Annotated in this window: 19 protein-coding genes; 1 reads left to right on the top strand and 18 read right to left on the bottom strand. The window is 49.4% G+C overall.

The features are described 5' to 3' along the window. Positions 1-99: 99 nt before the first annotated feature. The 5 genes from EXY25_RS09070 to recA all read right to left on the bottom strand — a co-directional run bounded on the left by EXY25_RS09070 (position 100) and on the right by recA (position 6,462). Complete coding sequence (locus EXY25_RS09070) at positions 100-1,326, bottom strand: aspartate kinase (protein ID WP_114337312.1); 1,227 nt, start codon at positions 1,324-1,326, stop codon at positions 100-102. A 17-nt stretch (positions 1,327-1,343) separates the two neighbouring features. Further along, complete coding sequence (gene alaS / locus EXY25_RS09065; protein WP_130566498.1) at positions 1,344-3,971, bottom strand: alanine--tRNA ligase; 2,628 nt, start codon at positions 3,969-3,971, stop codon at positions 1,344-1,346. A gap of 186 nt (positions 3,972-4,157) precedes the next feature. Next, on the bottom strand, positions 4,158-4,910 hold the full coding sequence (locus EXY25_RS09060) for a hypothetical protein (protein ID WP_114337310.1): 753 nt from the start codon (positions 4,908-4,910) through the stop codon (positions 4,158-4,160). 77 nt (positions 4,911-4,987) lie between these two features. Continuing rightward, positions 4,988-5,392: a regulatory protein RecX gene (locus tag EXY25_RS09055; RefSeq protein WP_130566497.1), complete on the bottom strand. Its 405-nt coding sequence runs from the start codon at positions 5,390-5,392 to the stop codon at positions 4,988-4,990. 29 nt (positions 5,393-5,421) lie between these two features. After that, complete coding sequence (gene recA / locus EXY25_RS09050) at positions 5,422-6,462, bottom strand: recombinase RecA (protein ID WP_114337308.1); 1,041 nt, start codon at positions 6,460-6,462, stop codon at positions 5,422-5,424. A gap of 302 nt (positions 6,463-6,764) precedes the next feature. Between recA and mutS the strand changes: the two genes are divergently transcribed. Next, positions 6,765-9,350, top strand: a complete 2,586-nt coding sequence (gene mutS / locus EXY25_RS09045) for a DNA mismatch repair protein MutS (RefSeq protein WP_130566496.1) — start codon at positions 6,765-6,767, stop codon at positions 9,348-9,350. Between the two features lie 100 nt (positions 9,351-9,450). Here mutS and rpoS read toward each other — a convergent pair whose 3' ends face one another. The 13 genes from rpoS to relA all read right to left on the bottom strand — a co-directional run bounded on the left by rpoS (position 9,451) and on the right by relA (position 22,177). Beyond that, positions 9,451-10,443 carry an RNA polymerase sigma factor RpoS gene (rpoS, locus tag EXY25_RS09040; protein WP_170308591.1) on the bottom strand — a complete coding sequence of 331 codons (993 nt, stop codon included), beginning with the start codon at positions 10,441-10,443 and terminating at the stop codon, positions 9,451-9,453. A 63-nt stretch (positions 10,444-10,506) separates the two neighbouring features. After that, positions 10,507-11,370, bottom strand: a complete 864-nt coding sequence (locus tag EXY25_RS09035) for a peptidoglycan DD-metalloendopeptidase family protein (RefSeq protein ID WP_114337306.1) — start codon at positions 11,368-11,370, stop codon at positions 10,507-10,509. A gap of 12 nt (positions 11,371-11,382) precedes the next feature. Beyond that, positions 11,383-11,961 (bottom strand): YqaA family protein, encoded by a 579-nt coding sequence (locus EXY25_RS09030; protein WP_114337305.1) that lies wholly within the window; start codon positions 11,959-11,961, stop codon positions 11,383-11,385. Further along, entirely contained in the window at positions 11,961-12,602 is a 642-nt protein-coding gene (locus EXY25_RS09025) for a protein-L-isoaspartate(D-aspartate) O-methyltransferase (protein ID WP_130566495.1), read from the bottom strand. Before EXY25_RS09025 ends, EXY25_RS09030 begins: the two co-directional genes overlap by 1 nt. Then, the gene (surE, locus tag EXY25_RS09020) at positions 12,599-13,354 is read right to left on the bottom strand and encodes a 5'/3'-nucleotidase SurE (protein WP_165419325.1); all 756 of its coding nucleotides are present in this window, start codon (positions 13,352-13,354) and stop codon (positions 12,599-12,601) included. The genes EXY25_RS09025 and surE overlap by 4 nt, the downstream gene beginning before the upstream one ends. A gap of 5 nt (positions 13,355-13,359) precedes the next feature. After that, complete coding sequence (gene truD / locus EXY25_RS09015) at positions 13,360-14,394, bottom strand: tRNA pseudouridine(13) synthase TruD (protein ID WP_130566494.1); 1,035 nt, start codon at positions 14,392-14,394, stop codon at positions 13,360-13,362. Further along, on the bottom strand, positions 14,391-14,867 hold the full coding sequence (gene ispF, locus EXY25_RS09010) for a 2-C-methyl-D-erythritol 2,4-cyclodiphosphate synthase (protein WP_130566493.1): 477 nt from the start codon (positions 14,865-14,867) through the stop codon (positions 14,391-14,393). The genes truD and ispF overlap by 4 nt, the downstream gene beginning before the upstream one ends. Further along, positions 14,858-15,571 carry a 2-C-methyl-D-erythritol 4-phosphate cytidylyltransferase gene (gene ispD / locus EXY25_RS09005; RefSeq protein ID WP_130566492.1) on the bottom strand — a complete coding sequence of 238 codons (714 nt, stop codon included), beginning with the start codon at positions 15,569-15,571 and terminating at the stop codon, positions 14,858-14,860. The genes ispF and ispD overlap by 10 nt, the downstream gene beginning before the upstream one ends. After that, complete coding sequence (gene ftsB, locus EXY25_RS09000) at positions 15,564-15,857, bottom strand: cell division protein FtsB (protein WP_114337299.1); 294 nt, start codon at positions 15,855-15,857, stop codon at positions 15,564-15,566. Before ftsB ends, ispD begins: the two co-directional genes overlap by 8 nt. A 118-nt stretch (positions 15,858-15,975) precedes the next feature. Further along, positions 15,976-17,277: a phosphopyruvate hydratase gene (gene eno, locus EXY25_RS08995; protein ID WP_130566491.1), complete on the bottom strand. Its 1,302-nt coding sequence runs from the start codon at positions 17,275-17,277 to the stop codon at positions 15,976-15,978. An 85-nt stretch (positions 17,278-17,362) separates the two neighbouring features. Further along, positions 17,363-19,000 carry a CTP synthase gene (locus EXY25_RS08990; RefSeq protein WP_114337297.1) on the bottom strand — a complete coding sequence of 546 codons (1,638 nt, stop codon included), beginning with the start codon at positions 18,998-19,000 and terminating at the stop codon, positions 17,363-17,365. A 140-nt stretch (positions 19,001-19,140) separates the two neighbouring features. After that, positions 19,141-19,941: a nucleoside triphosphate pyrophosphohydrolase gene (gene mazG / locus EXY25_RS08985; RefSeq protein WP_130566490.1), complete on the bottom strand. Its 801-nt coding sequence runs from the start codon at positions 19,939-19,941 to the stop codon at positions 19,141-19,143. Positions 19,942-19,981: 40 nt separating this feature from the next. Beyond that, positions 19,982-22,177: a GTP diphosphokinase gene (gene relA / locus EXY25_RS08980; protein ID WP_130566489.1), complete on the bottom strand. Its 2,196-nt coding sequence runs from the start codon at positions 22,175-22,177 to the stop codon at positions 19,982-19,984.

Raw genomic sequence — 22,177 nt, 5'->3', positions numbered from 1 at the left:
GGCCACTCTGGGGCGCCTTTAAAACTCAGGATTATTATTAACTTAGCTTATAGACAACGATTAGCTAGTAAAAGTTTAAACTTTCTTAACAGCAACGGACTACTGCACCGGCTCTTTATCCAGATTGAAGGCTGCATGTAAGGTTCGCACAGCCAATTCTAAATATTTTTCTTCAACCAACACCGAGATCTTAATCTCTGATGTCGAAATCTGTTGAATATTGATTCCTTCATCGCCAAGCGACTCAAACATCGTCACAGCAACACCAGCATGGCTCTTCATACCCACACCCACCACGGAGATTTTAGCGATATGATCGTCGCCCTGCACCCCTTTAGCTCCCAACTTTGCACAAGTTTCGTCTAAAATAGCCTTTGCGCGTGCAAAATCGTTCCGGTGTACAGTAAAAGTAAAGTCTGCTGTGTTATCACCTACCGCATTCTGAATGATCATATCAATATCGATATTCGCTTTGCCTATAGGTGCGAGCACTGAAGCAGCAACATTTGGCTGATCAGGAACCCCCAGTATAGTTAACCGTGCTTCATCACGATTAAACGCAATGCCCGATACCAGCGGCTTCTCCATATTCAATCCCTCATAGGTGATCAGCGTGCCTTGCCCCTCTTCGAAGCTAGACAGCACGCGCAGTGGTACATTGTATTTACCGGCGAATTCAACTGAACGGATCTGCAGCACTTTGGCGCCCAGGCTTGCCATCTCCAGCATCTCTTCGAAGGTAATGGTATTCATCTTACGTGCCGAAGGCTCAACCCGCGGATCAGTGGTATATACACCATCCACGTCAGTATAGATCTGGCACTCATCAGCTTTTATTGCAGCGGCTATCGCCACCGCCGTGGTATCTGAACCGCCACGGCCAAGGGTGGTGATGTTGTTATTCTCATCTACGCCCTGGAACCCTGCGACGATAGGCACAACGCCTTCACCAAGACGTTGATTAAGTAAGCTATGTTCAACATCTAAAATGCGTGCTTTGCTATGGGAATCGTCAGTTAAGATCTTAACCTGATCTCCGGTAAAAGACTGCGCAGCACAGCCACGTTTATTCAAGGCCATTGCCAGTAAGGCAATCGTTACCTGCTCGCCTGTGGAAACCAGAACATCGAGCTCACGAGCTGAGCCATCGGGATCAATCGCATTGGCTAAGCCTAACAGGCGATTAGTTTCACCTGACATAGCTGAGACCACCACCACGACATCGTCGCCGGCGGCACGGTGCCGCACAACGCGCTCCGCAACAGCTTCGATGCGTTCAACAGTACCAACCGAAGTACCACCAAATTTTTGAACTATCAGTGCCACGCTTATTGCTCCTTGCTCTAGAGTCGTTCAGTCAGCCAAGGGCTCACGGACGCTAAGGCAGCAGGTAAAGCTGCCGCATCGCTGCCACCAGCCTGCGCCATATCTGGACGTCCACCACCTTTACCGCCGACCTGCTGTGCGACCATATTCACCAGTTCACCAGCTTTGACTTTACCAGTCAGATCTTTTGTAACCCCAACAATCAAGCTCACCTTACCGTCGCCCGGAACACCCAAAACAACAACACCAGAACCAAGACGGTTTTTAAGGTCATCCACCATACCGCGTAAGCTCTTAGGGTCTGCTCCATCTAACTGGCTGACAAGCACTTTGACGCCCTTGATATCAATCGTCTCATCGGTCAAGCTTGCGCCTTTATGTTTGGCAAGCTCAGCTTTGAGTTGCTCAACCTCTTTTTCCAGTGAGCGCATACGATCGACGGTCTGACGAACACGATCAGCAATAGAATGGTTATCACCCTTAACCAATGTACTCATCTCTTCCATCTGCTTGCCGATGGCATGCATCATGTCAATCGCGGCCTGTCCGGTAACCGCCTCGATTCGCCGCACCCCAGCTGCGATCCCAGCCTCTGTAGTGATTTTGAAAAAGCCGATATCGCCGGTTCGTTCAACGTGTGTACCACCACAGAGTTCGGTGGAAAACTCACCCATACCAACGACACGTACATCGTCCTCATACTTCTCGCCGAACAGTGCCATTGCGCCAGCGCTCTTCGCTTCGTCGAGGTTCATCAACTGCGTCGTCACCGGGTTATTCCGTCTAATCTGTTGATTAACGAGGTGTTCTATTTGGCGAAGAGTCCCAATACTCAGACTTTCAAAATGGCTAAAATCAAAACGCAGGCGTTCCGGCCCAACCAGTGAGCCCTTCTGCTGAACATGCTCGCCTAACACTTGGCGTAAAGCAGCATGCAATAGGTGAGTAGCAGAGTGGTTAAGTGCGGTTGTTTTTCGATGACGCTCATCGACGTCAGCGGTTAGCTCTTCGCCAACGTATATCTCACCAAATTCAACATAACCATTATGAACAATAGCTTTACTCGACTTCTGCGTATCAGTCACAGCAAATGCGCCATCGTTCATCCGCAGCGAACCGATATCGCCCTTTTGACCACCACTTTCACCGTAGAAAGGGGTGTTATCCAAAATCACAATACCCTCTTCTCCGGCCTTTAATTTTTTGACTGACTCGCCAGCTTTGGTCAGTATTTCTATCACTTTTGAGTTCATAGTCAGATTGTCGTAGCCGACAAATTCCGTGCAATGACTGATATTTAGGTCGGCGTTATAATCTTTATCAAAGTTACTCGCTGATTGTGCACGTTTACGCTGCGCCGCCATCTCAACATCAAACCCAGCTTGGTCTATGGTCAACGAGCGTTCACGGGCAATATCTGCCGTTAAATCAGCAGGGAAACCGTAGGTATCGTATAGCTTGAAAACCAACTCGCCAGGCACCACATCACCCTGCAGCGCTGCTAGCTCATCATCTAAGATCTGTAATCCACGGTCCAGAGTGCGGGCAAATTGCTCTTCCTCTACCTTCAACACTTTTTCGATAATAGGTAACTGACTATTCAGTTCATCAAACGCCGCGCCCATCTCGTTTGCGAGTACCGGGACTAAACGGTGGAAGAACACACCCGTCGCCCCCAGTTTATGTCCATGGCGCACCGCTCGGCGGATAATACGACGTAAAACATAACCCCGACCTTCATTGGAGGGCATCACGCCATCGGCGATCAAGAAAGAACATGAACGGATATGGTCGGCAATCACCCGCAACGATTTATCTTCTAAATCTGTCGTACCGATAATCTGAGCAGCATGTTTGATCAGGGTTTGAAAAATATCGATCTCGTAGTTTGAATGCACTCCCTGCAGTATCGCGGCAATCCGCTCCAACCCCATGCCGGTATCCACCGATGGATTAGGTAACGGTTCCATAGTGCCGTCTGATTGGCGATTAAACTGCATGAAAACAACATTCCAGATCTCGATGAAGCGATCGCCATCTTCTTCTGGTGAACCGGGAGGTCCTCCCCAGATATGTTCACCGTGGTCGTAAAAGATCTCAGTGCAAGGACCACATGGGCCGGTATCACCCATTTGCCAGAAGTTGTCTGATTCAAATTTCTTATCAGCGGACTTATCTCCTATACGCACAATGCGGTCCGCAGGAACGCCAATCTCATTAGCCCAGAGTTCAAATGCCTCGTCGTCAGTTTCGTAAATGGTAACTAACAAACGTTCTTTAGGCAGTTTCAACGTATCGGTGAGAAACTCCCAAGCAAAACAAATCGCGTCGCGCTTGAAATAATCACCAAAGCTAAAGTTACCCAACATTTCGAAGAAAGTATGGTGGCGAGCGGTGTAACCTACATTTTCCAAATCATTGTGCTTACCGCCGGCGCGAACACAACGCTGTGATGAGGCGGCACGGGTGTAGCTGCGCTGCTCTTTGCCAAGAAATGCATCCTTAAATTGGTTCATACCTGCGTTGGTAAACAGCAGCGTTGGATCGTCGTGCGGCACAAGTGAGCTACTGGCAACAAGCTGATGCCCTTTCGTTCTGAAGAATTCGAGAAACGCTTCTCGAAGAGCGGCACTGGTCATATACATACAAGGATCCCGGCAAACAGGTATTTATCACCGCAAACAAAAACAAGCACGTTGGCGGCACGGCATAAATTTAAACCGCCAATTATATGCCCTAACAAGCACGGAACAACCACTTAACGATTTTCAGAGCAAAATTAGATCAAAAAAGGGGCCATTTAGGCCCCTTTTATATGTTTTTTATGGAAACTAGCCAAAAAACGGTGTTCGAAGTCTAAAATCTAACAAGGTTCCGCTGGGAATTTCTATATGATTCTTACCAAACAACACTGATGCACCCAATCCAACTTTAGCCCCCGTCTTGGCACCATCTCCGCCATCAATTAACCCGCCAATGACGGCTCCGCGAGCAGTCCGCCCAACAGTATTGCGCCCAGCGCTGTCGCCGGAGGCTTGCAACTGGCCTGTAACAATAGGTTTCATTTGATTGTTCACCATCACTTCGGTCAGCTCAAGTACGATGGAAGGCTTACCAGCCAATCGGCCAGAAGAGTCAGCTTCAATCACACGACCGTATACCTGACTGCCTCGGGGAGCAATCACGCTGCCGTTTGAAGCCACTAAATCGGCTTCCAATACCGCTGTAAAGCGCTGACCTTTGCCTGTTTTTCGCGTATCTAAGGTATCACTCAAGCGTACCGTTAATTGAGTGCCCGCGGCCACTTCTGCGGGTGCGGAGGCTTGTGGCGCCGGGGCTGGTGCAGCAGGGGCCTGGGCAGCAGGAGCTTGCGCAGTTGGCGCAGCGTCACCGAAGTCGATGCCTGCAACCTGTTCAGTTGGGAACCATTGGTCTTGGCCGTTGACATTGAAAGTCACCATATTCTGATCCCGCGCGACCATTGTGCCTTCAATGACTCGTCCATCTTTCAATCGCAATGTATCTGCAACCGCAGTTCCCACCAATAAGCTCATCAAAAAACTTAAAGTCACCAAACGTCGCATGCTCACTCCCGTGCCTTTAACACTATGAATATTTACCAATTTTAGTCGACATTATGACCAATAAATCGAGAATTAGTTCAGTTACCACCCAATTGTTGGATCAAGTCATGATTAAATCCACGGTAAAGCAAAAAACGGAGCTGTTTCGCACGCTCTTCTCTTTGCGCTGATAGGCTGTCAAAGCGACGCTGAATACAATCACTAAGGACGAGTTGCCAATCAACAGAACACAGCTTTAGTGCATCAGAAATCAACGTCTTATCAATACCCCGTTGAATTAACTCTGCTCTGATCCGCTGCGGCCCATACCCTTGCTGACTGCGGCGACGAATGTAACTATCACAAAAGCGAGGTTCATCGAGCCAACCGTGCTCTGCACACTTGTCTAGGACGGTGGCGATGTCAGAAGAAGAAAAGCGCCGTTGGCGAAGCTTATTCGCCAACTCTTGGTGGGAGTGATCACGCCGCGCAAGCAAGCGCATGGCGGCGTTTAAAGTGTCATTCTCTGAACTCAGAGTTCCTCTCCAATCTCAGCTAACTGCTCCTCTTCTTGAGCAGCTTTCGGCTTAAGCAACAGCATATCGCGAAGTTTCGCCTCTATCGTCTGCGCTACCTCGGTATTTTCCTTGAAATAACGCAGCGCATTCGCTTTACCCTGACCCACTTTGTCGCCGTTATAGCTATACCAGGCACCCGCTTTTTCGATCAGTTTGTGTTGTACACCCAGATCAATCAGCTCACCCACTTTAGATACGCCTTCCCCGTACATGATTTGGAATTCGGCCTGTTTAAACGGAGGAGCCACCTTATTCTTCACGACCTTTACGCGAGTTTCATTACCGACGACTTCGTCGCCATCTTTCACTGCACCCGTGCGACGAATATCCAAGCGAACCGAAGAGTAAAACTTCAGTGCATTACCACCCGTCGTCGTCTCAGGGTTACCGAACATAACACCGATTTTCATTCTGATCTGGTTGATGAAAATACATAGAGTGTTAGAGCGCTTAATGTTACCTGTCAGTTTACGCAGAGCCTGAGACATCAAACGTGCTTGCAAGCCAACATGGGTGTCACCCATATCTCCTTCAATCTCTGCTTTCGGCGTTAATGCTGCCACTGAGTCAACAATCACCACATCAACAGCGCCAGAGCGCACTAACATGTCACAGATCTCCAGAGCTTGCTCGCCGGTGTCAGGCTGTGACACAAGCAACTCATCAACATTCACACCGAGCTTGCCGGCATAAACAGGATCAAGAGCATGTTCTGCGTCGACAAAAGCGCAGGTCTTGCCAGCCTTTTGTGCTTGCGCAATCACTTCCAAAGTCAGTGTTGTTTTACCACTAGACTCCGGACCATAGATCTCAACAATACGGCCCATTGGCAAGCCACCAATGCCCAAAGCGATATCCAAACTAAGCGAACCAGTAGAAACTGATTCAATATCCAATGCCTGGGAGTCACCCAGTCGCATAATTGAACCTTTACCAAATTGACGTTCAATTTGTGACAGTGCTGCGGATAGCGCTTTAGACTTGTTGTTATCCATTATTTTCTCCAATTGAGCCAGCCGGCCCCTGACAATTACTGGCAAGTATACTGTATGAGCATACAGTATCAAGTCCTGTGCAAAAGATTTTTTTTAGTGCTTTATTTTCAAATTGTTAGCAATCTAATCAAAGATAGTCTCAGACCTATACAGTGAGTTATTTGAATAGAATCATACACAGTTATACGGGCCTATAACTGTGGTTAACGGTTTCGGTTGTAATCAGGATCACGTATTCTATTGCCCATGAAAATAACCCCTGCGTCGCCACTCGCATAACCCAACAGAGACATCGACAGTTCATGACCAGCAAGCAGCTTTCTGACGCCGTACTTTCCCAGCACACTCCCATGATGCAGCAATACCTGCGTTTAAAAGCTGAACAACCCGATATCCTGCTTTTTTACCGCATGGGGGATTTTTATGAACTGTTTTTCGACGATGCCAAACGTGCCAGTGAGCTGCTAGATATCTCATTGACTCATCGCGGCCGTTCAGCCGGAGATCCTATACCTATGGCTGGCGTGCCTTACCATGCAGTAGAAGGGTATCTTGCTCGTATGGTACAGCTCGGCGAGTCTGTCGCTATTTGCGAGCAGATTGGCGACCCGGCAACCAGTAAAGGGCCTGTTGAACGCAAAGTAGTACGCATTGTTACACCAGGCACGGTCACCGATGAAGCTTTATTGGAGGAGCGCCAAGATAATCTTCTCGCTGCTGTCTGCTACGGCACAAGTAAACACGCAGAAACGTTCGGATACGCCACTTTAGATCTCAGCAGTGGCCGATTTCTAGTATGCGAACTGACGACTGAAGAAGCATTACTGGCAGAGATACAGAGAACACAGCCAGCAGAACTATTACACCCCGAACAGTTTAATCCCTACTGGCTTGATAGTGTCAAAGGCCAGCGCCGGCGTCCAGAATGGGAGTTTGAACTTGCCACAGCACATAGTCAGTTGTGCCAGCAGTTCGGCACCCAAAATTTACAAGGGTTTGGCGTAGAATCTATGCCACAAGCACTTTGTGCTGCTGGCGGCCTGCTGCAGTACGTCAAAGATACACAACGTACAGCTTTGCCTCATATCGATGCGATACAAGTTGAACAACATGATGACGCAGTCATTTTGGACGCCGCCACACGGCGAAATTTGGAATTAACACAGAATCTCGCTGGTGGGATCGAAAACACGCTCGCCACAATTCTCGATGGTACGGCAACAGCGATGGGGAGCCGTATGTTAAAGCGCTGGCTACATCGCCCACTGCGAGACCGCGCACTAATTAACGGTCGGCAAGAAGCGATCGCAACTCTGCTGGAAAGCATGGTGATTGACGAATTACAGTCGCTATTGAAAGGGGTCAGTGATATCGAGCGGGCGCTTGCACGAGTAGCACTGCATACTGCTCGTCCAAGAGATTTCACCCGGCTGCGAGCAACCCTGGCCCTGTTACCCGAGCTGCATGAAATACTGGCGCCATTAGGCTGTGTAAAATTGGCCGCATTGCTGGCAAAGTGCCAACCACAACCTGAGTTACATAACCTGTTGGTACAGGCGATCGTCGAGCAACCGCCTGTACTCATCAGAGACGGCGGCGTCATAGCCACTGGTTACAATGCAGAACTCGACGAATGGCGAACATTAGCCAAGAATGCTGGTCATTACCTGGAAGAACTCGAAGCAAGAGAGAAAGAGCGCACCGGGATCCCAACTCTGAAAGTTGGCTTTAATCGAGTACATGGCTACTACATAGAGATCAGCCGCAGTTACGCTGACTGTGTCCCTGCCGAATATGTACGCCGCCAAACTCTGAAAAACAATGAGCGCTACATCATTCCAGAGCTAAAAGCGTATGAAGATAAAGTGCTCACCGCGCAAGGCAAGGCTTTAGCACTGGAGAAGCAGTTATACGAAGCGTTATTTGATCAGATCATGCCGCAACTAAAGTCGCTGCAGCAGATGGCACAAGCTTTGGCAGAAATTGATGTGTTGAACAACTTGGCCGCTAAGGCCGACGCTCACATGTATTGTCGTCCTAGCTTGAGTGATACACCAGGGATCCATATTGACGGTGGGCGTCATCCGGTCGTCGAACAAGTGATGAAGCAGCCTTTTATCGCCAATCCTGTAGAGCTCACCAGCCAGCGTCGAATGCTGATCGTTACTGGCCCCAACATGGGAGGTAAGTCAACCTACATGCGACAAACGGCGCTCATTACACTGCTGGCTTATATTGGTAGCTACGTACCTGCAGAGCAAGCCACGATAGGCCCCGTTGATCGCATCTTCACCCGAATAGGTGCCTCTGATGATCTTGCCAGCGGTCGTTCTACCTTTATGGTAGAAATGACCGAAACAGCCAATATCTTAAATAACGCCACAGCAAACAGCTTAGTGCTGATGGACGAAATTGGTCGCGGAACCAGTACGTATGATGGTTTGTCGTTAGCTTGGGCTTGCGCAGAGCAGTTAGCTTTAAACATCAACGCCATGACGCTGTTTGCAACCCATTACTTCGAACTTACGGCACTTCCTGAGCGGCTACCATCACTGGCCAATGTGCACTTGGATGCCGTCGAACATGGCGACACTATCGCTTTTATGCATGCTGTTCAGGAGGGACCAGCAAGCCGCAGCTACGGCTTACAGGTGGCCCAGCTTGCCGGCGTACCAAAACGTGTGGTCAAAAGAGCGCGAGCGAAACTGGCCGAGCTTGAAGCCAACCCGACAGCAACCCCCGCGGCCAGCAGCCATCCTCAGCAGCAACAGCTAGACATGCTTGACGATCCCCATGAAGCGATCACGCTACTAGAGACAATAGACCCAGACCAGATGACACCAAGAGACGCCCTCAACGCTCTCTATCAACTAAAAGCGTTGCTGTAGTATCAAAACCCTAAGCACTAACTAAAAAGCCAGCGCTCATCGGCGCTGGCTTAATCAAAAACCGTCTATCTATTATCGGACGGCATCATTCAATCAGTTATCAGATGCGAAACAAACTATCGACTGACAACCCCTGACTCATCAGAATATCGCGTAAGCGACGCAGCGCTTCCACTTGTATCTGTCGCACCCGCTCACGAGTAAGACCGATCTCATGACCCACATCTTCTAGTGTAGATGGCTCATACCCCAGCAGGCCGAAGCGGCGCGCTAACACTTCACGTTGTTTTGAATTCAATTCACCCAGCCAGTGCACGATACTGTCTTGGATATCTTTATCCTGCAGGTTTACTTCTGGGCCCCCATCATTTTCATCGGCAATGATGTCGAGCAGTGCTTTATCTGTCTCACCACCAATAGGTGTATCCACAGAACTGATTCGCTCATTCAGTCGCAGCATACGGCGAACATCATCCACCGGTTTTTCCAACTCATCTGCGATCTCGTCGGGCGTAGGCTCATGATCGAGTTTGTGCGCCAATTCACGAGCGGTTCGCAGGTACACATTCAGTTCCTTGACCACATGAATAGGTAACCGGATGGTGCGAGTCTGATTCATAATCGCCCGCTCAATGGTTTGGCGGATCCACCAGGTCGCATAAGTCGAAAAGCGAAAGCCTCGCTCAGGATCAAATTTTTCTACCGCGCGGATTAACCCCAGATTGCCCTCTTCGATGAGGTCTAACAAAGCAAGCCCACGATTGTTGTAGCGGCGTGCGATCTTAACCACTAATCGCAGATTACTTTCAATCATTCGTTTTCGAGAAGCTGCACATCCACGCAGCGAACGGCGGGAGAAATAGACTTCCTCTTCAGCTGTTAATAGCGGAGAAAAGCCGATTTCACTTAAATAGAGTTGCGTCGCATCTAAGTTCTTTTGTAGATCTTCCTGCGTCGCATCATCGCTTAGCAGCGATGCCTTTTTCGTCTTAGTTGATTTTTTCGCCCCAGCATCAGCACTTTTTGAGCTTGATTGCTCATCTTCAACCGAATCAATAACCATCTCATCTTCAGAGATATTTACCTGGCCCATACGCAGTCTCCCAATCCTGTCCTACTTTCAAGACAAAACTACGAATAAGTAACGCTGATAACATCAGCGTTTTGGCAGATATCGCGTCGGATTAACCGACGTTCCCCGATATCGGATTTCGAAGTGCAGCTTCACTCGCTCAGCACCACTACTTCCCATGTCGGCGATATGCTGCCCCGCCCTCACCCACTGCTGCTCTTTCACCCGCAGCCTACTGTTGTGGGCATAGGCACTTAGGTAGTCTTCGCTGTGCTTTATTATTATTAGTTGACCAAAACCTCTTAATGCACTGCCCGAGTAAACTACTTTGCCATCTGCGGCAGCGTAAACCGGGTCACCCTTCTTACCTGCAAAATCAATTCCCTTGGCTCCCTGCTCCTTGCTACTGAACCAAGTGATGACTTTACCTCTGGAGGGCCAGCGCCAACCACTTACCTTAGAGGGATAAACCTCTTTAGAAGCGGGTTTTGGCTTGGTGTTTTTTTCACCACCATTGCCAGAGTAATCCTTGCCTTTTTTGGGATCAACCTTGGTGGGTGATGGCTGAGTCACAGTTTTGCCGCTAACCTTAGGTTTTGTCGGCTTTCTTGACACTTTCGGTGCAGCTTTCGCTGTTGAGGCACGTAATTTCAGTACTTGACCAGGATGGATCACGTAGGGCGAAGGAATATTATTGATGCGAGCCAACTCACGCACATCGCTGCCAGCAGCAAAAGCGATGGCGTAAAGTGTCTGCCCTTTTTTTACCGTATGGGTGGCGCTTTTTAACACCCCACGTTTATCTTCGGTATAGGCTGCAGGAGTACTTAACTCGCTGACAGGGGCGGGCTTATGAGTTTTATTGGAGCAGGAGAGCAGGCCGACGGCTGTTAACAGCAGTAGCCCAAGTACACCTCTCTGTGATCTGACGCTCCTTAAACTACTCACACATTCCCAATATCAGCGAAGAATCAAATAAGCCCCAACGGCAGCAACCACCGTCAACCAACCCATCAAATCAATATTGTCTCTTAGCTTGGCTTCCATTTTGGCTCCGCCCCAACGCATCAAAGCGCTAACCAAAAAGAAACGCATCCCACGGCCACAAATTGACGCCAGTACAAATGGGAAAAACACCATCTGTAACATGCCCGCAGAAACAGTAAAAACCTTGTACGGAATGGGAGAAAAACCAGCGAGGAACACGACCCAGACTCCCCAGCGTTCAAACCAACTGATGGCATGGGCAAATTTATCTTGGTAACCAGCGGCATTAATCGCAGGCTCAACCAACACATCGAACAGAAAATAACCCAACCAATAACCGACAATACCGCCAAGCACGGAGAACACCGTAGACCAAGCTGCGTAATGCCAGGCTTTCTCAGGTTTTGCCAATGTCATCGGTGCGAGCATGACATCTACAGGGATAGGAAAAAACACCGATTCGGCAAAGCTCATACCATACAGATAGGCAGGCGCATGACGATGGCGGACTTTCACCATCACCCAGTTGTACATAGGAGAAAAAAGTTTCATTAACCTGGTATTCCTTTAACCAGTGGTACAAAACGAACGGATTCGATCTGTTCGCTATAAAATTTATCACCTTGGCGGGTGATCCGTTGCAATACTTGTTCGTTACCGCCTACAGGAATAATCATCCGACCGCCGTCAGCCAATTGCTCCAGAAGCGCGGTAGGTACATCATCCGGTGCCGCTGTTACCAGAATGCCATCAAAGGGGGCTTTTGTTTCCCACCCCTGCCAGCCATCACCAAATTTCATCGATACATTATGCAGGTCCAACTGCCGCAATCGGCGTTTTGCCTGGTATTGCAGCGTTTGGATACGTTCTATCGAGCAAACCTGAGGCACCACTTGCGCCAGCACGGCCGTCTGATAGCCAGATCCAGTGCCGACCTCTAACACTCTGTTCATCGGTCCGCCCTGCAACAACAGTTCGGTCATCTTCGCCACTATATAGGGTTGGGAGATGGTCTGCCCCACACCGATAGGCAACGCCGTATTATCGTAAGCCTTATGAGCTAACGACGCATCCATAAAACTTTGCCGAGGCACAGCTGCGATAGCGGCTAACACTCGGGGATCGGAGATCCCTTCCTGTTGCAGAATTTGCAATAGCCGCTGCAAGCCCGGCGATGTTACTTGATCACTCATAAACGAATTGCTGACACCCAATGTTGTAATGCTTCGCGCTGATGATGCGCAGTTAAATCTATCTGCAGCGGTGTCACAGAAACATAGCCCTGCTCTACCGCATGAAAATCAGTGCCTTCACCGGCATCTTGCCCTTTACCCGCAGGCCCAATCCAAAACACCTCTCTAGCGCCAGGATCTAACGCGCGCACGACAGGCTCAGAACGATGGCGCTGCCCTAACCGAGTCACTTTTACGCCTCGCAGCTGCTCATATGGCATATCTGGCACATTAACGTTTAACAGTTGATCCGATGGCAGTGGGTTCGCCAACAGTTGTTCAACGAGGCTAACCGCAACCTTTGCCGCAGTATCATAGTATTTTGGTGCTCTAGATACCGAAGAGATGGCGATAGCCGGGCGTCCAAGAAAACGTCCTTCAATCGCCGCAGCAACGGTTCCCGAGTAGATGGTGTCATCACCCAGATTGGCACCGGCATTAATACCGGCAACCACCATATCAGGTTCATCCTCTAACAGACCATTGACCGCAAGGTGAACGCAGTCAGTCGGCGTGCCTCTTACAGAAAGAAAACCATTTTCCAATGCTTGTACCCGCAACGGCTCTTCTAACGTCAGCGAGCTACTGGCGCCACTACGATTTCTGTCGGGCGCCATGGTGACGACATCGGCGATCTGCGACAAAGCAAGATAAAGTGCCTTTAATCCCGGCGCATAGACGCCATCATCATTGCTTAATAGGATCCGCATGATTACATCTACTCCTGAAATCGAACCACTTCCCGCAGCACCGCTGTGGCATAGCAGCCAGTGGGAAGCTGGAATGAGAGTAACAGATCATCACCTTGCTGTTGCCAGCTAAATTGTTGCGGGTGGATCATTAATGGACGGCGTTCCTGCTTTAAACCTTGAGCCACCAACCCATCAGCAAACTCAGCAAACTCAGCAACGACCTCTTGCTCAATGAGTTGTGCATCAGAGCTCGATGACAGCTCCCCTTTACCCCATAGGGGTACAGAATATTGAATGTCACCAGAGGTCAATCTATCGACGATGGTGTCGTCAATCTGCTCAGCGGTGAAATAGCTCCGTGTGCCTGACAACATAAAACACTCACCCGCTAACGGTTGTACGCCACTCTCAATACGCTTAGAAGCCACGCGATTGAATAACAGGCTACGCGCGGCAGAGAGCGCCATACTCTTTTGATTACGGGACTTAATCCGTTTGCCGGCAAACAATGCCTGGGCTTGCAGTAGATTTTTACCGCCATGACCAAATCGTTGGCTGCCGAAATAATTTGGTGCACCTCGCTGCGCGACTGTGCGTAAAGCCTCTTCGGCTGCTGCCATATCTGATACTTGACGTAGGCGGATCTCAAATCGATTCGCTTTATGGGTGCCAGGGCGCAACTTCTTGCTATGGCGCTGTTGTGCGATCACCTCGACACCGGGCGCAATCTCACCACGCAGATCCGGGGCGTCCTGCCCAGGCAGTTGCACAGATATCCATTGTTGAGTGACCGCCCAGCGATCTTTCAAGCCAGAGTGTCCAATAACCTTAGGAGAGGCTTTCAGTAAGCCAGATAAGCGTGTGATCACATCCGCTGTATTGGCATCCTTCTTTCGGATCTGCAGCCAGAGGTGTTCTCCCTCGCCATCCGGTTCGAATCCCATCACTTCATCAACGAAGAAATCTTCCGGCTTCACTTTGAAATTGGCCTCAGCGGAAGGCTCCTGACCTAATCGATAGGCCAACGAATACCATGCCAATTCAAGATCTAAATGATTCATGATTTAGCCACCAAAAGTACGACCGCATGGCAAGCAATCCCCTCTTTCCGGCCGACATAACCCAGCTCTTCGGTGGTGGTGGCCTTGACATTAATTTGCGACACAGTCGAATCAAGGTCATCCGCAATCAGTGCGCGCATACTGTCTATATGAGGACGTAGCTTAGGCGACTGCGCCGCTACGGTGACATCTAAGTTGCCAATCTCAAAACCGAGCGCCTGCACTTGGGCGAAGCACTCTCGCAATAACACGCGACTATCCGCACCTTCATAAGCAGGATCAGTGTCAGGAAAGAGTTTGCCAATATCTCCTAAAGCAACTGCACCTAACAGTGCATCACAAATCGCATGCAACACCACATCGCCATCGGAATGAGCGATCAATCCTTGCGAATAAGGCACGGTCACACCCGCCAGCACTAAAGGCTTATCACTACCAAATTTATGAACATCGAAGCCGTGGCCTATGCGCATCCAAGATTGTCCTCATGCTGTAAATAAAAGCCGGCTAACTTAAGATCAGCCGGTCGAGTCACTTTGATATTAGTGTCGTTTCCTAGGACAAGCTTAGGATGATGCCCCGCCCACTCCATTGCCGACGCTTCATCTGTCACAGGAATACTTGCCGCTAACGCCGCAGCAACGTTACGTTGCAAACTCTTTGTAGGAAACAGTTGCGGCGTCAGGGCATGCCAAAGCCCCTCTCGGTTCACAGTATGATCAACGAAGCCATCAGGTGATGCTCGCTTCATTGTATCTCGGACTGGCGCAGCTAATAAGCCGCCATCGTCATCCGCAGCCACCTGCTCGAGTAAACGCTCAATATCATCAACCAATAGGCATGGGCGCGCGGCGTCATGGACTAAAGCCCACTGCGCTCCCAGCGCCAACGCTTTGTTCAGGCCATTAAGCACTGAATCCGCACGTTCAACACCACCATCCACCCTAAGTACCTTTGGATGATTGGCCATGCTCAGTTGTGAGAAATAGGGGTCGTCTGCAGACACCGCAACAATTACTTGGCTCACCAGCGCGCACGACAACAGCTTTTCAATGGTGATATCTAAAATAAAACGTCCATCCAAGGTCAAATATTGCTTGGGACGATCCGCCTTCATGCGGCTGCCAACACCTGCGGCAGGCACAATGGCGACCAATGAGGGATATATTTTATTCATTGTTTACTTGCTTAGGGCTTTCGATAATGCGGTAGAAGGTCTCACCCTGCTTGATCATACCGAGCTCGTTGCGAGCACGCTCTTCGATCGCTTCATTGCCATTACGCAGATCATTGATCTCCGCATACATCAGCTCATTACGTTGTTGTAACCGATTATTCGCTTCAGCCTGAACGGCGACCCTATCATGCACAGACACGGCATCACGAATGCTATTTTTACCAAACCACAGACGCTGCTGTAACAAGGCAAAAATAATCAGCAATATGATCCAGAGCAACCGCATAGCAAGCCTATAGATAAAATTCTGTCGCTATTATGCGGGAGGGGATGGTGTGGGAAAAGAGCTGATAGCAAAAAGCCGCCCATCAGGGCGGCTTTTTCAGAGTTTGATCAGCTTAAGCTTACGCTTGGCCTTTAACTTCTTTCAAACCGTTGTAAGGTGCTTTTGAACCCAAAGCTTCCTCGATACGGATCAGCTGGTTGTATTTAGCAACACGGTCAGAGCGGCTCATAGAACCGGTCTTGATTTGGCCAGCACAAGTACCAACAGCCAAGTCAGCGATAGTTGCATCTTCAGTCTCACCTGAACGGTGAGAGATCACAGCGGTGAAGCCTGCATCTTTAGCCATCTTGATAGCAGCCAGAGTTTCAGTCAGTGAACCGATCTGGTTGAACTTAATCAGGATAGAGTTAGCAATACCGTTGTCGATACCACGCTTCAGGATCTTAGTATTAGTAACGAACAGATCGTCACCAACCAACTGGATCTTGTCGCCAAGCAGCTTAGTCTGATGTGCGAAACCATCCCAGTCAGACTCGTCCAAACCGTCTTCGATAGAAACGATTGGGTACTGCTCAACCAAACCAGCAAGGTAATGGTTAAACTCTTCAGCAGTGAAGATCTTGCCTTCACCCTTCATGTTGTAGTTACCAGCTTCTTTGTCATAGAACTCAGAAGCAGCACAGTCCATGGCCAAAGTAACGTCTTTGCCCAGCTCGTAACCTGCAGCTTCAACCGCTTCTTTAATCGCAGCCAATGCCGCAGCGTTTGATTCTAGGTTAGGTGCGAAACCACCTTCGTCACCTACAGCAGTGCTCATGCCCTTAGACTTAAGTACTTTTGCCAGGTTGTGGAATACTTCAGCACCGATACGCAAACCTTCTTTCAAACTCTTAGCGCCAACAGGCTGGATCATGAATTCTTGGATATCTACGTTGTTATCAGCGTGCTCACCACCGTTGATGATGTTCATCATTGGCAGAGGCATAGAGAACTGACCTGCAGTACCGTTCAGTTCTGCGATGTGCTCGTACAAAGGCATACCTTTAGCTGCTGCAGCTGCTTTAGCGTTAGCCAAAGAAACAGCCAAGATAGCGTTTGCGCCGAAGTTAGCTTTGTTTTCAGTGCCGTCGAGATCGATCATGATTTGGTCGATAGCAGCTTGGTCTGCAGCGTCTTTACCTACAACCGCTTCAGCAATTGGACCGTTAACTGCAGCAACCGCTTTCAGTACACCTTTACCCAGGAAACGTGACTTATCGCCATCACGCAATTCCAGCGCTTCGCGAGAACCGGTTGATGCGCCAGAAGGGGCAGCAGCCAAACCGATGAAACCACCTTCCAGGTGAACTTCAGCTTCAACAGTAGGGTTACCGCGTGAATCGATGATTTCACGGCCAATAATTTTGACGATCTTAGACATGGTCTTCCTCGTTAATTTACGAATTACTAATTAAAAAACAGCACGGACTCACACAGGGGCGAGAGTCCACAAATTCTTAGTCAAATTAGTTTAGGTGGCGCTTCTGATAATCTCCAGCCGCCGCCACAAAACCGGTAAACAATGGGTGTCCATCGCGTGGTGTAGAAGTGAATTCCGGATGGAACTGACACGCTACAAACCAAGGATGTTCAGGGATCTCAATGATCTCAACCAGTTTCTTATCTGCGCTTAGGCCTGTAATCTTCAGACCCGCTTTTTCCAACTGCTTACGGAAATTGTTGTTCACCTCATAGCGGTGACGGTGTCTCTCTTCGACGGTAGCGTTGCCATAAAGTTCCCGAGCACGGCTACCATCCAATAAATGACAAAGCTGAGTCCCAAGACGCATGGTGCCACCAAGATCAGATTGCTCGGTACGTTGTTCAACATTACCTTCCGCATCCAACCACTCGGTGATCAACCCCACCACAGGATAAGCACTTTCAATATCGAATTCTGTACTGTGGGCGCCTTCCATGCCAGCAACATGACGAGCGTACTCAATCAACGCTACCTGCATACCAAGACAGATGCCTAAATAGGGCACGCCGTTTTCACGGGCATACTGGGCAGCGAGGATTTTCCCTTCAACGCCACGCTCACCAAAGCCACCGGGTACCAAAATTGCGTCGACACCTTCGAGCACTTCGACGCCTTTGGTTTCGACATCTTGCGAGTCAACATACTTAATATTGACGTTTTGACGACTTTTCAAGCCACCGTGCTTCAACGCTTCATTCAAAGATTTATAGGCATCAGGCAACTCAACGTATTTGCCTACCATAGCAATGGTGACATCGTTGGTCTGATTGCTCTCTTCGTAGAGCACCTGTTCCCACTCAGACAGATCGGGTTCCGCACACTCGAGACCAAAGCGTTTCACCACCAAGGCATCAAGCCCCTGGCCACTCAACAGAGCTGGAATACGGTAGATGCTATCAACATCTTTCAAAGAGATAACCGCACGCTCTTCGACGTTAGTAAACAGGGCGATCTTAGCGCGCTCATTTGCAGGAATATTGCGGTCACTCCGACAAACAAGAATATCAGGCTGAATACCTATAGAGCGCAGCTCTTTCACTGAGTGCTGAGTCGGCTTGGTTTTCACTTCGCCAGCGGCAGCCAAATAAGGCACCAATGTCAGGTGCATAAACATGGCGTGATCACGCCCCAGTTCAGTACCCAGCTGACGGATAGCTTCTAAAAACGGCTGCGATTCAATATCACCCACAGTGCCACCGATCTCGACAATAGCGACATCATGGCCTTCAGCACCTTTGAGCACACGGGCTTTAATTTCATTGGTGATATGTGGGATCACCTGAATGGTTGCCCCTAGATAATCACCACGGCGTTCACGACGAAGGACATCTTCGTAGACACGACCCGTAGTGAAATTATTACGGCGACTCATCTTGGTACGAATGAAACGCTCGTAATGGCCTAAATCTAGGTCAGTTTCTGCGCCATCTTCGGTGACGAACACTTCGCCATGCTGAAACGGACTCATGGTCCCTGGATCAACATTGATGTAGGGATCTAGCTTCATCATGGTGACCTTAAGGCCACGTGCTTCCAGGATGGCAGCCAATGATGCAGCAGCGATACCCTTACCGAGGGAGGACACAACCCCGCCTGTCACAAATATATAGTTCGTCGTCATTCTGAACCTGAGAAATTGAAAGTTGAAGGGACACTCAAGACGGGGCAATAGTATAACAAAGCCACGGCTCCCACTCAACGAAACGCGATTCTAACGGTGAAATAAATTGTCAGCATTGCGCCACATCAATGTGATCGCTGTCACGGGTTGAGTTCGGTTTTGGCTTCGCACCATGCGTTTTCAAGCTGTTCTAGTGAGTAATCACTTAGCTCTTTACCCTCGACACCTAAGATTTTCTCTACATAACGGAAACGATTTTCAAATTTATTATTAGCCTGACGCAGCAGCTGTTCCGGATCTTTTTTCAGATGACGTGCTAAATTTACCGCGGTAAATAGCAGATCCCCTAACTCGTCAGCGATATGCTCCATATCATCACTGGCCAGCGCTTCAACCAGTTCCAACTGTTCCTCCGCCAGCTTATCGACTACACCGCTGATATCAGGCCAATCGAACCCTTGATGTGCCGCCCGCTTCTGCAACTTAGCTGCTCGACTTAAAGCCGGTAACGCAGCAGGAACATCATCCAACGCACTTGGCGCAACATCTTGGCTTTTCTCAGCCCTTTCTGCGGCTTTAAAATTCTCCCAATTTTTCTTTATTTCAGCTTCATCTGCGACATCGAGTTGCGCAAAGACATGGGGATGGCGGCGAACTAATTTCTCACTGACGCCATCAACAATGGCATCAAAATCAAACAGCCCCTGCTCTTTGCCTAATTGGGCATAAAACACCACCTGAAACAGCAAGTCCCCGAGTTCATTCTGCACCTCAGGCCAATCCTCGGCTTCAATGGCATGGGCCACTTCATACGCTTCTTCCAGCGTATAAGGCACGATTGAGGTGAAGCTTTGCTTAAGATCCCAAGGACAACCACCCAGGGGATCTCTTAACTGTGCCATGATGTCGACGAGCTTATCGATAGACGGCTTATTACTCACCAGCAGATCCTTTCATCGGTTCATTTAGACAAAAAATCGCTCAAAGGCGCTTCGCTTCCATCACATCGGGAAGCTGACCCAAACGCGTTAATACCCTCGACAAAGAATCCTTGTTATAGATCTCCAGTTCCATATCGATGATCGCCGTCTGCTGGTTCACGTCTGAGCGACTTTTCACCCCCAACACATTGATCTTGTCATTAGCCAAAATGGTGGTGATATCTCGCAATAAGCCGCTTCGGTCGGTAGCTAACAAGCGAATAGTCAACGAATATCCGGCGGCGTAATTTTCACCCCACGCAGTTTCCATACCGCGTTCAGGTTGCGCTTCCAATAGATCGGCCAGCTGATCGCAGTCTTGACGGTGGATAGAGATCCCCCGCCCTTGCGTGATATACCCCATGATAGGATCACCAGGCACCGGCTGGCAGCAACGCGCCATGTGGGTCATCAGATTGCCGACCCCTTCAACAAGCAACACATCTTTCGGTGGCTTACGTGTCACATTAGCGGTTTTCTTTAATACCAGTTCATCCGCTTCTTCGTCTGACGGTTTCTGCAACTTACTTTGCAGGTGATTGACTACTTGGTTGAGTTTGACGTCTCCCCCACCAACGGCCGCCAGTAGATCATCAACATTGGTGACATTAAAACGATCCACCGCTTCTGACAGATCCGCTAACTTGAGACCGACACGGCTCAATTCGGTATCAAGCATCTCTCTGCCAGCAGCAATATTCTTGTCTCTGTCTTGTTGCTTAAACCAGTGTTGTACTTTGGCGCGAGCGCGGGATGATTTCAGGTAGCCCAGATTGGGATTGAGCCAGTCACGACTGGGGTTGGGCTCTTTGGCAGTAATAACTTCCACCTGATCCCCCGTTTGCAGCATGTAGGTGAATGGCACTATCTTGCCGCCAATCTTAGCGCCGATGCAGCGATGTCCCACCAAACTATGGATATAGTAAGCAAAGTCGAGCGGTGTTGAGCCCGTCGGCAGATCGACAACGTCACCCTTGGGGGTAAATACATACACCCGATCTTCGAATACCTGGTTACGCAGCTCTTCAACCAAGTTACCGCTCTCGGCAACATCATCTTGCCAGGCAAGGATCTTACGCAGCCAGGCGATGCGCTCCTCGTAACCGCTCTTTGCAGAGCCACCGCCCTCTTTATATTTCCAATGGGCGGCAACGCCCAACTCGGAATCCTGATGCATCTGTTCCGTGCGGATCTGTATCTCGACCGTCTTACCTTGCGGCCCAAGTACCACAGTATGGATCGATTGATAGCCGTTAGATTTTGGATTCGCGACATAGTCATCAAATTCACTGGGCAAATGATGGAACAGTGTGTGCACGACACCTAAAGCGGCATAACAGTCTTGCAGACGATCCACAACGACCCGCACTGCGCGTACATCGAACAGCTCGTCAAACGCCAACTCTTTGCGCTGCATCTTCTTCCAAATACTGTAAATATGCTTTGGGCGCCCTTGCACCTCAGCGTTGATCCCTTCCTGCTTGAGGGCTTTCTCCAGGCTTTGCAGAAACTTGGCGATATACTCTTCACGATCCAGACGCCGCTCATCGAGCATTTTAGCGATCTGTTTATAGGTCTGTGGGTGCTGATAACGAAAGGCGAAATCTTCCAGCTCCCATTTCAATTGTCCTATGCCTAAACGATTCGCTAACGGGGCATAGATATCGGAAGTTTCACGGGCGGCCATCACCCGCGTCTCTTCATCGGCATTTTTTACCGAATGCAGATAGCAGATCCGCTCGGCTAACTTAATTACCACCGCACGTACATCCTCGACCATGGCGAGTAGCATGTGACGGAGATTGTCCACCTGCTGCAAAGTCGGCTGACTCGAAGAGACTATCTGCAGAGAGCGTATCGCTTCCATACGCTCTACATTATCCAAAAGTTGACTGACCTTTTTGCCATAAAACTCATCGGCCTGCTCACGACTTACAATACCTTCCTGCACCAGCGGATATAACATCGCCACGCGGTAAGCGGTCAGATCCATTCCCATGGTCGCTAGGATCGCAATCATCTCCCGGCTACTGAGCAGTAACGATTCGCCCTGTTCGTGCTCAGCAACCAATCGCTGGCATAAGGCGTAAGCCTGCTTCACGCCCTCACGGGTATCTTTGGTTAGACCCAAGCCAATCAACCAATCATCAATACTCTGATTGAGTTTGCCTGTTTGCGTGTCGCGAACTGAAACCAT

The organism is Corallincola spongiicola (genome assembly GCF_004284785.1).
Taxonomy (GTDB): domain Bacteria; phylum Pseudomonadota; class Gammaproteobacteria; order Enterobacterales; family Neiellaceae; genus Corallincola; species Corallincola holothuriorum.
The sequence above is the reverse complement of the archived record's forward strand: the minus strand, read 5'-3'. Positions and strand labels throughout refer to the sequence as shown.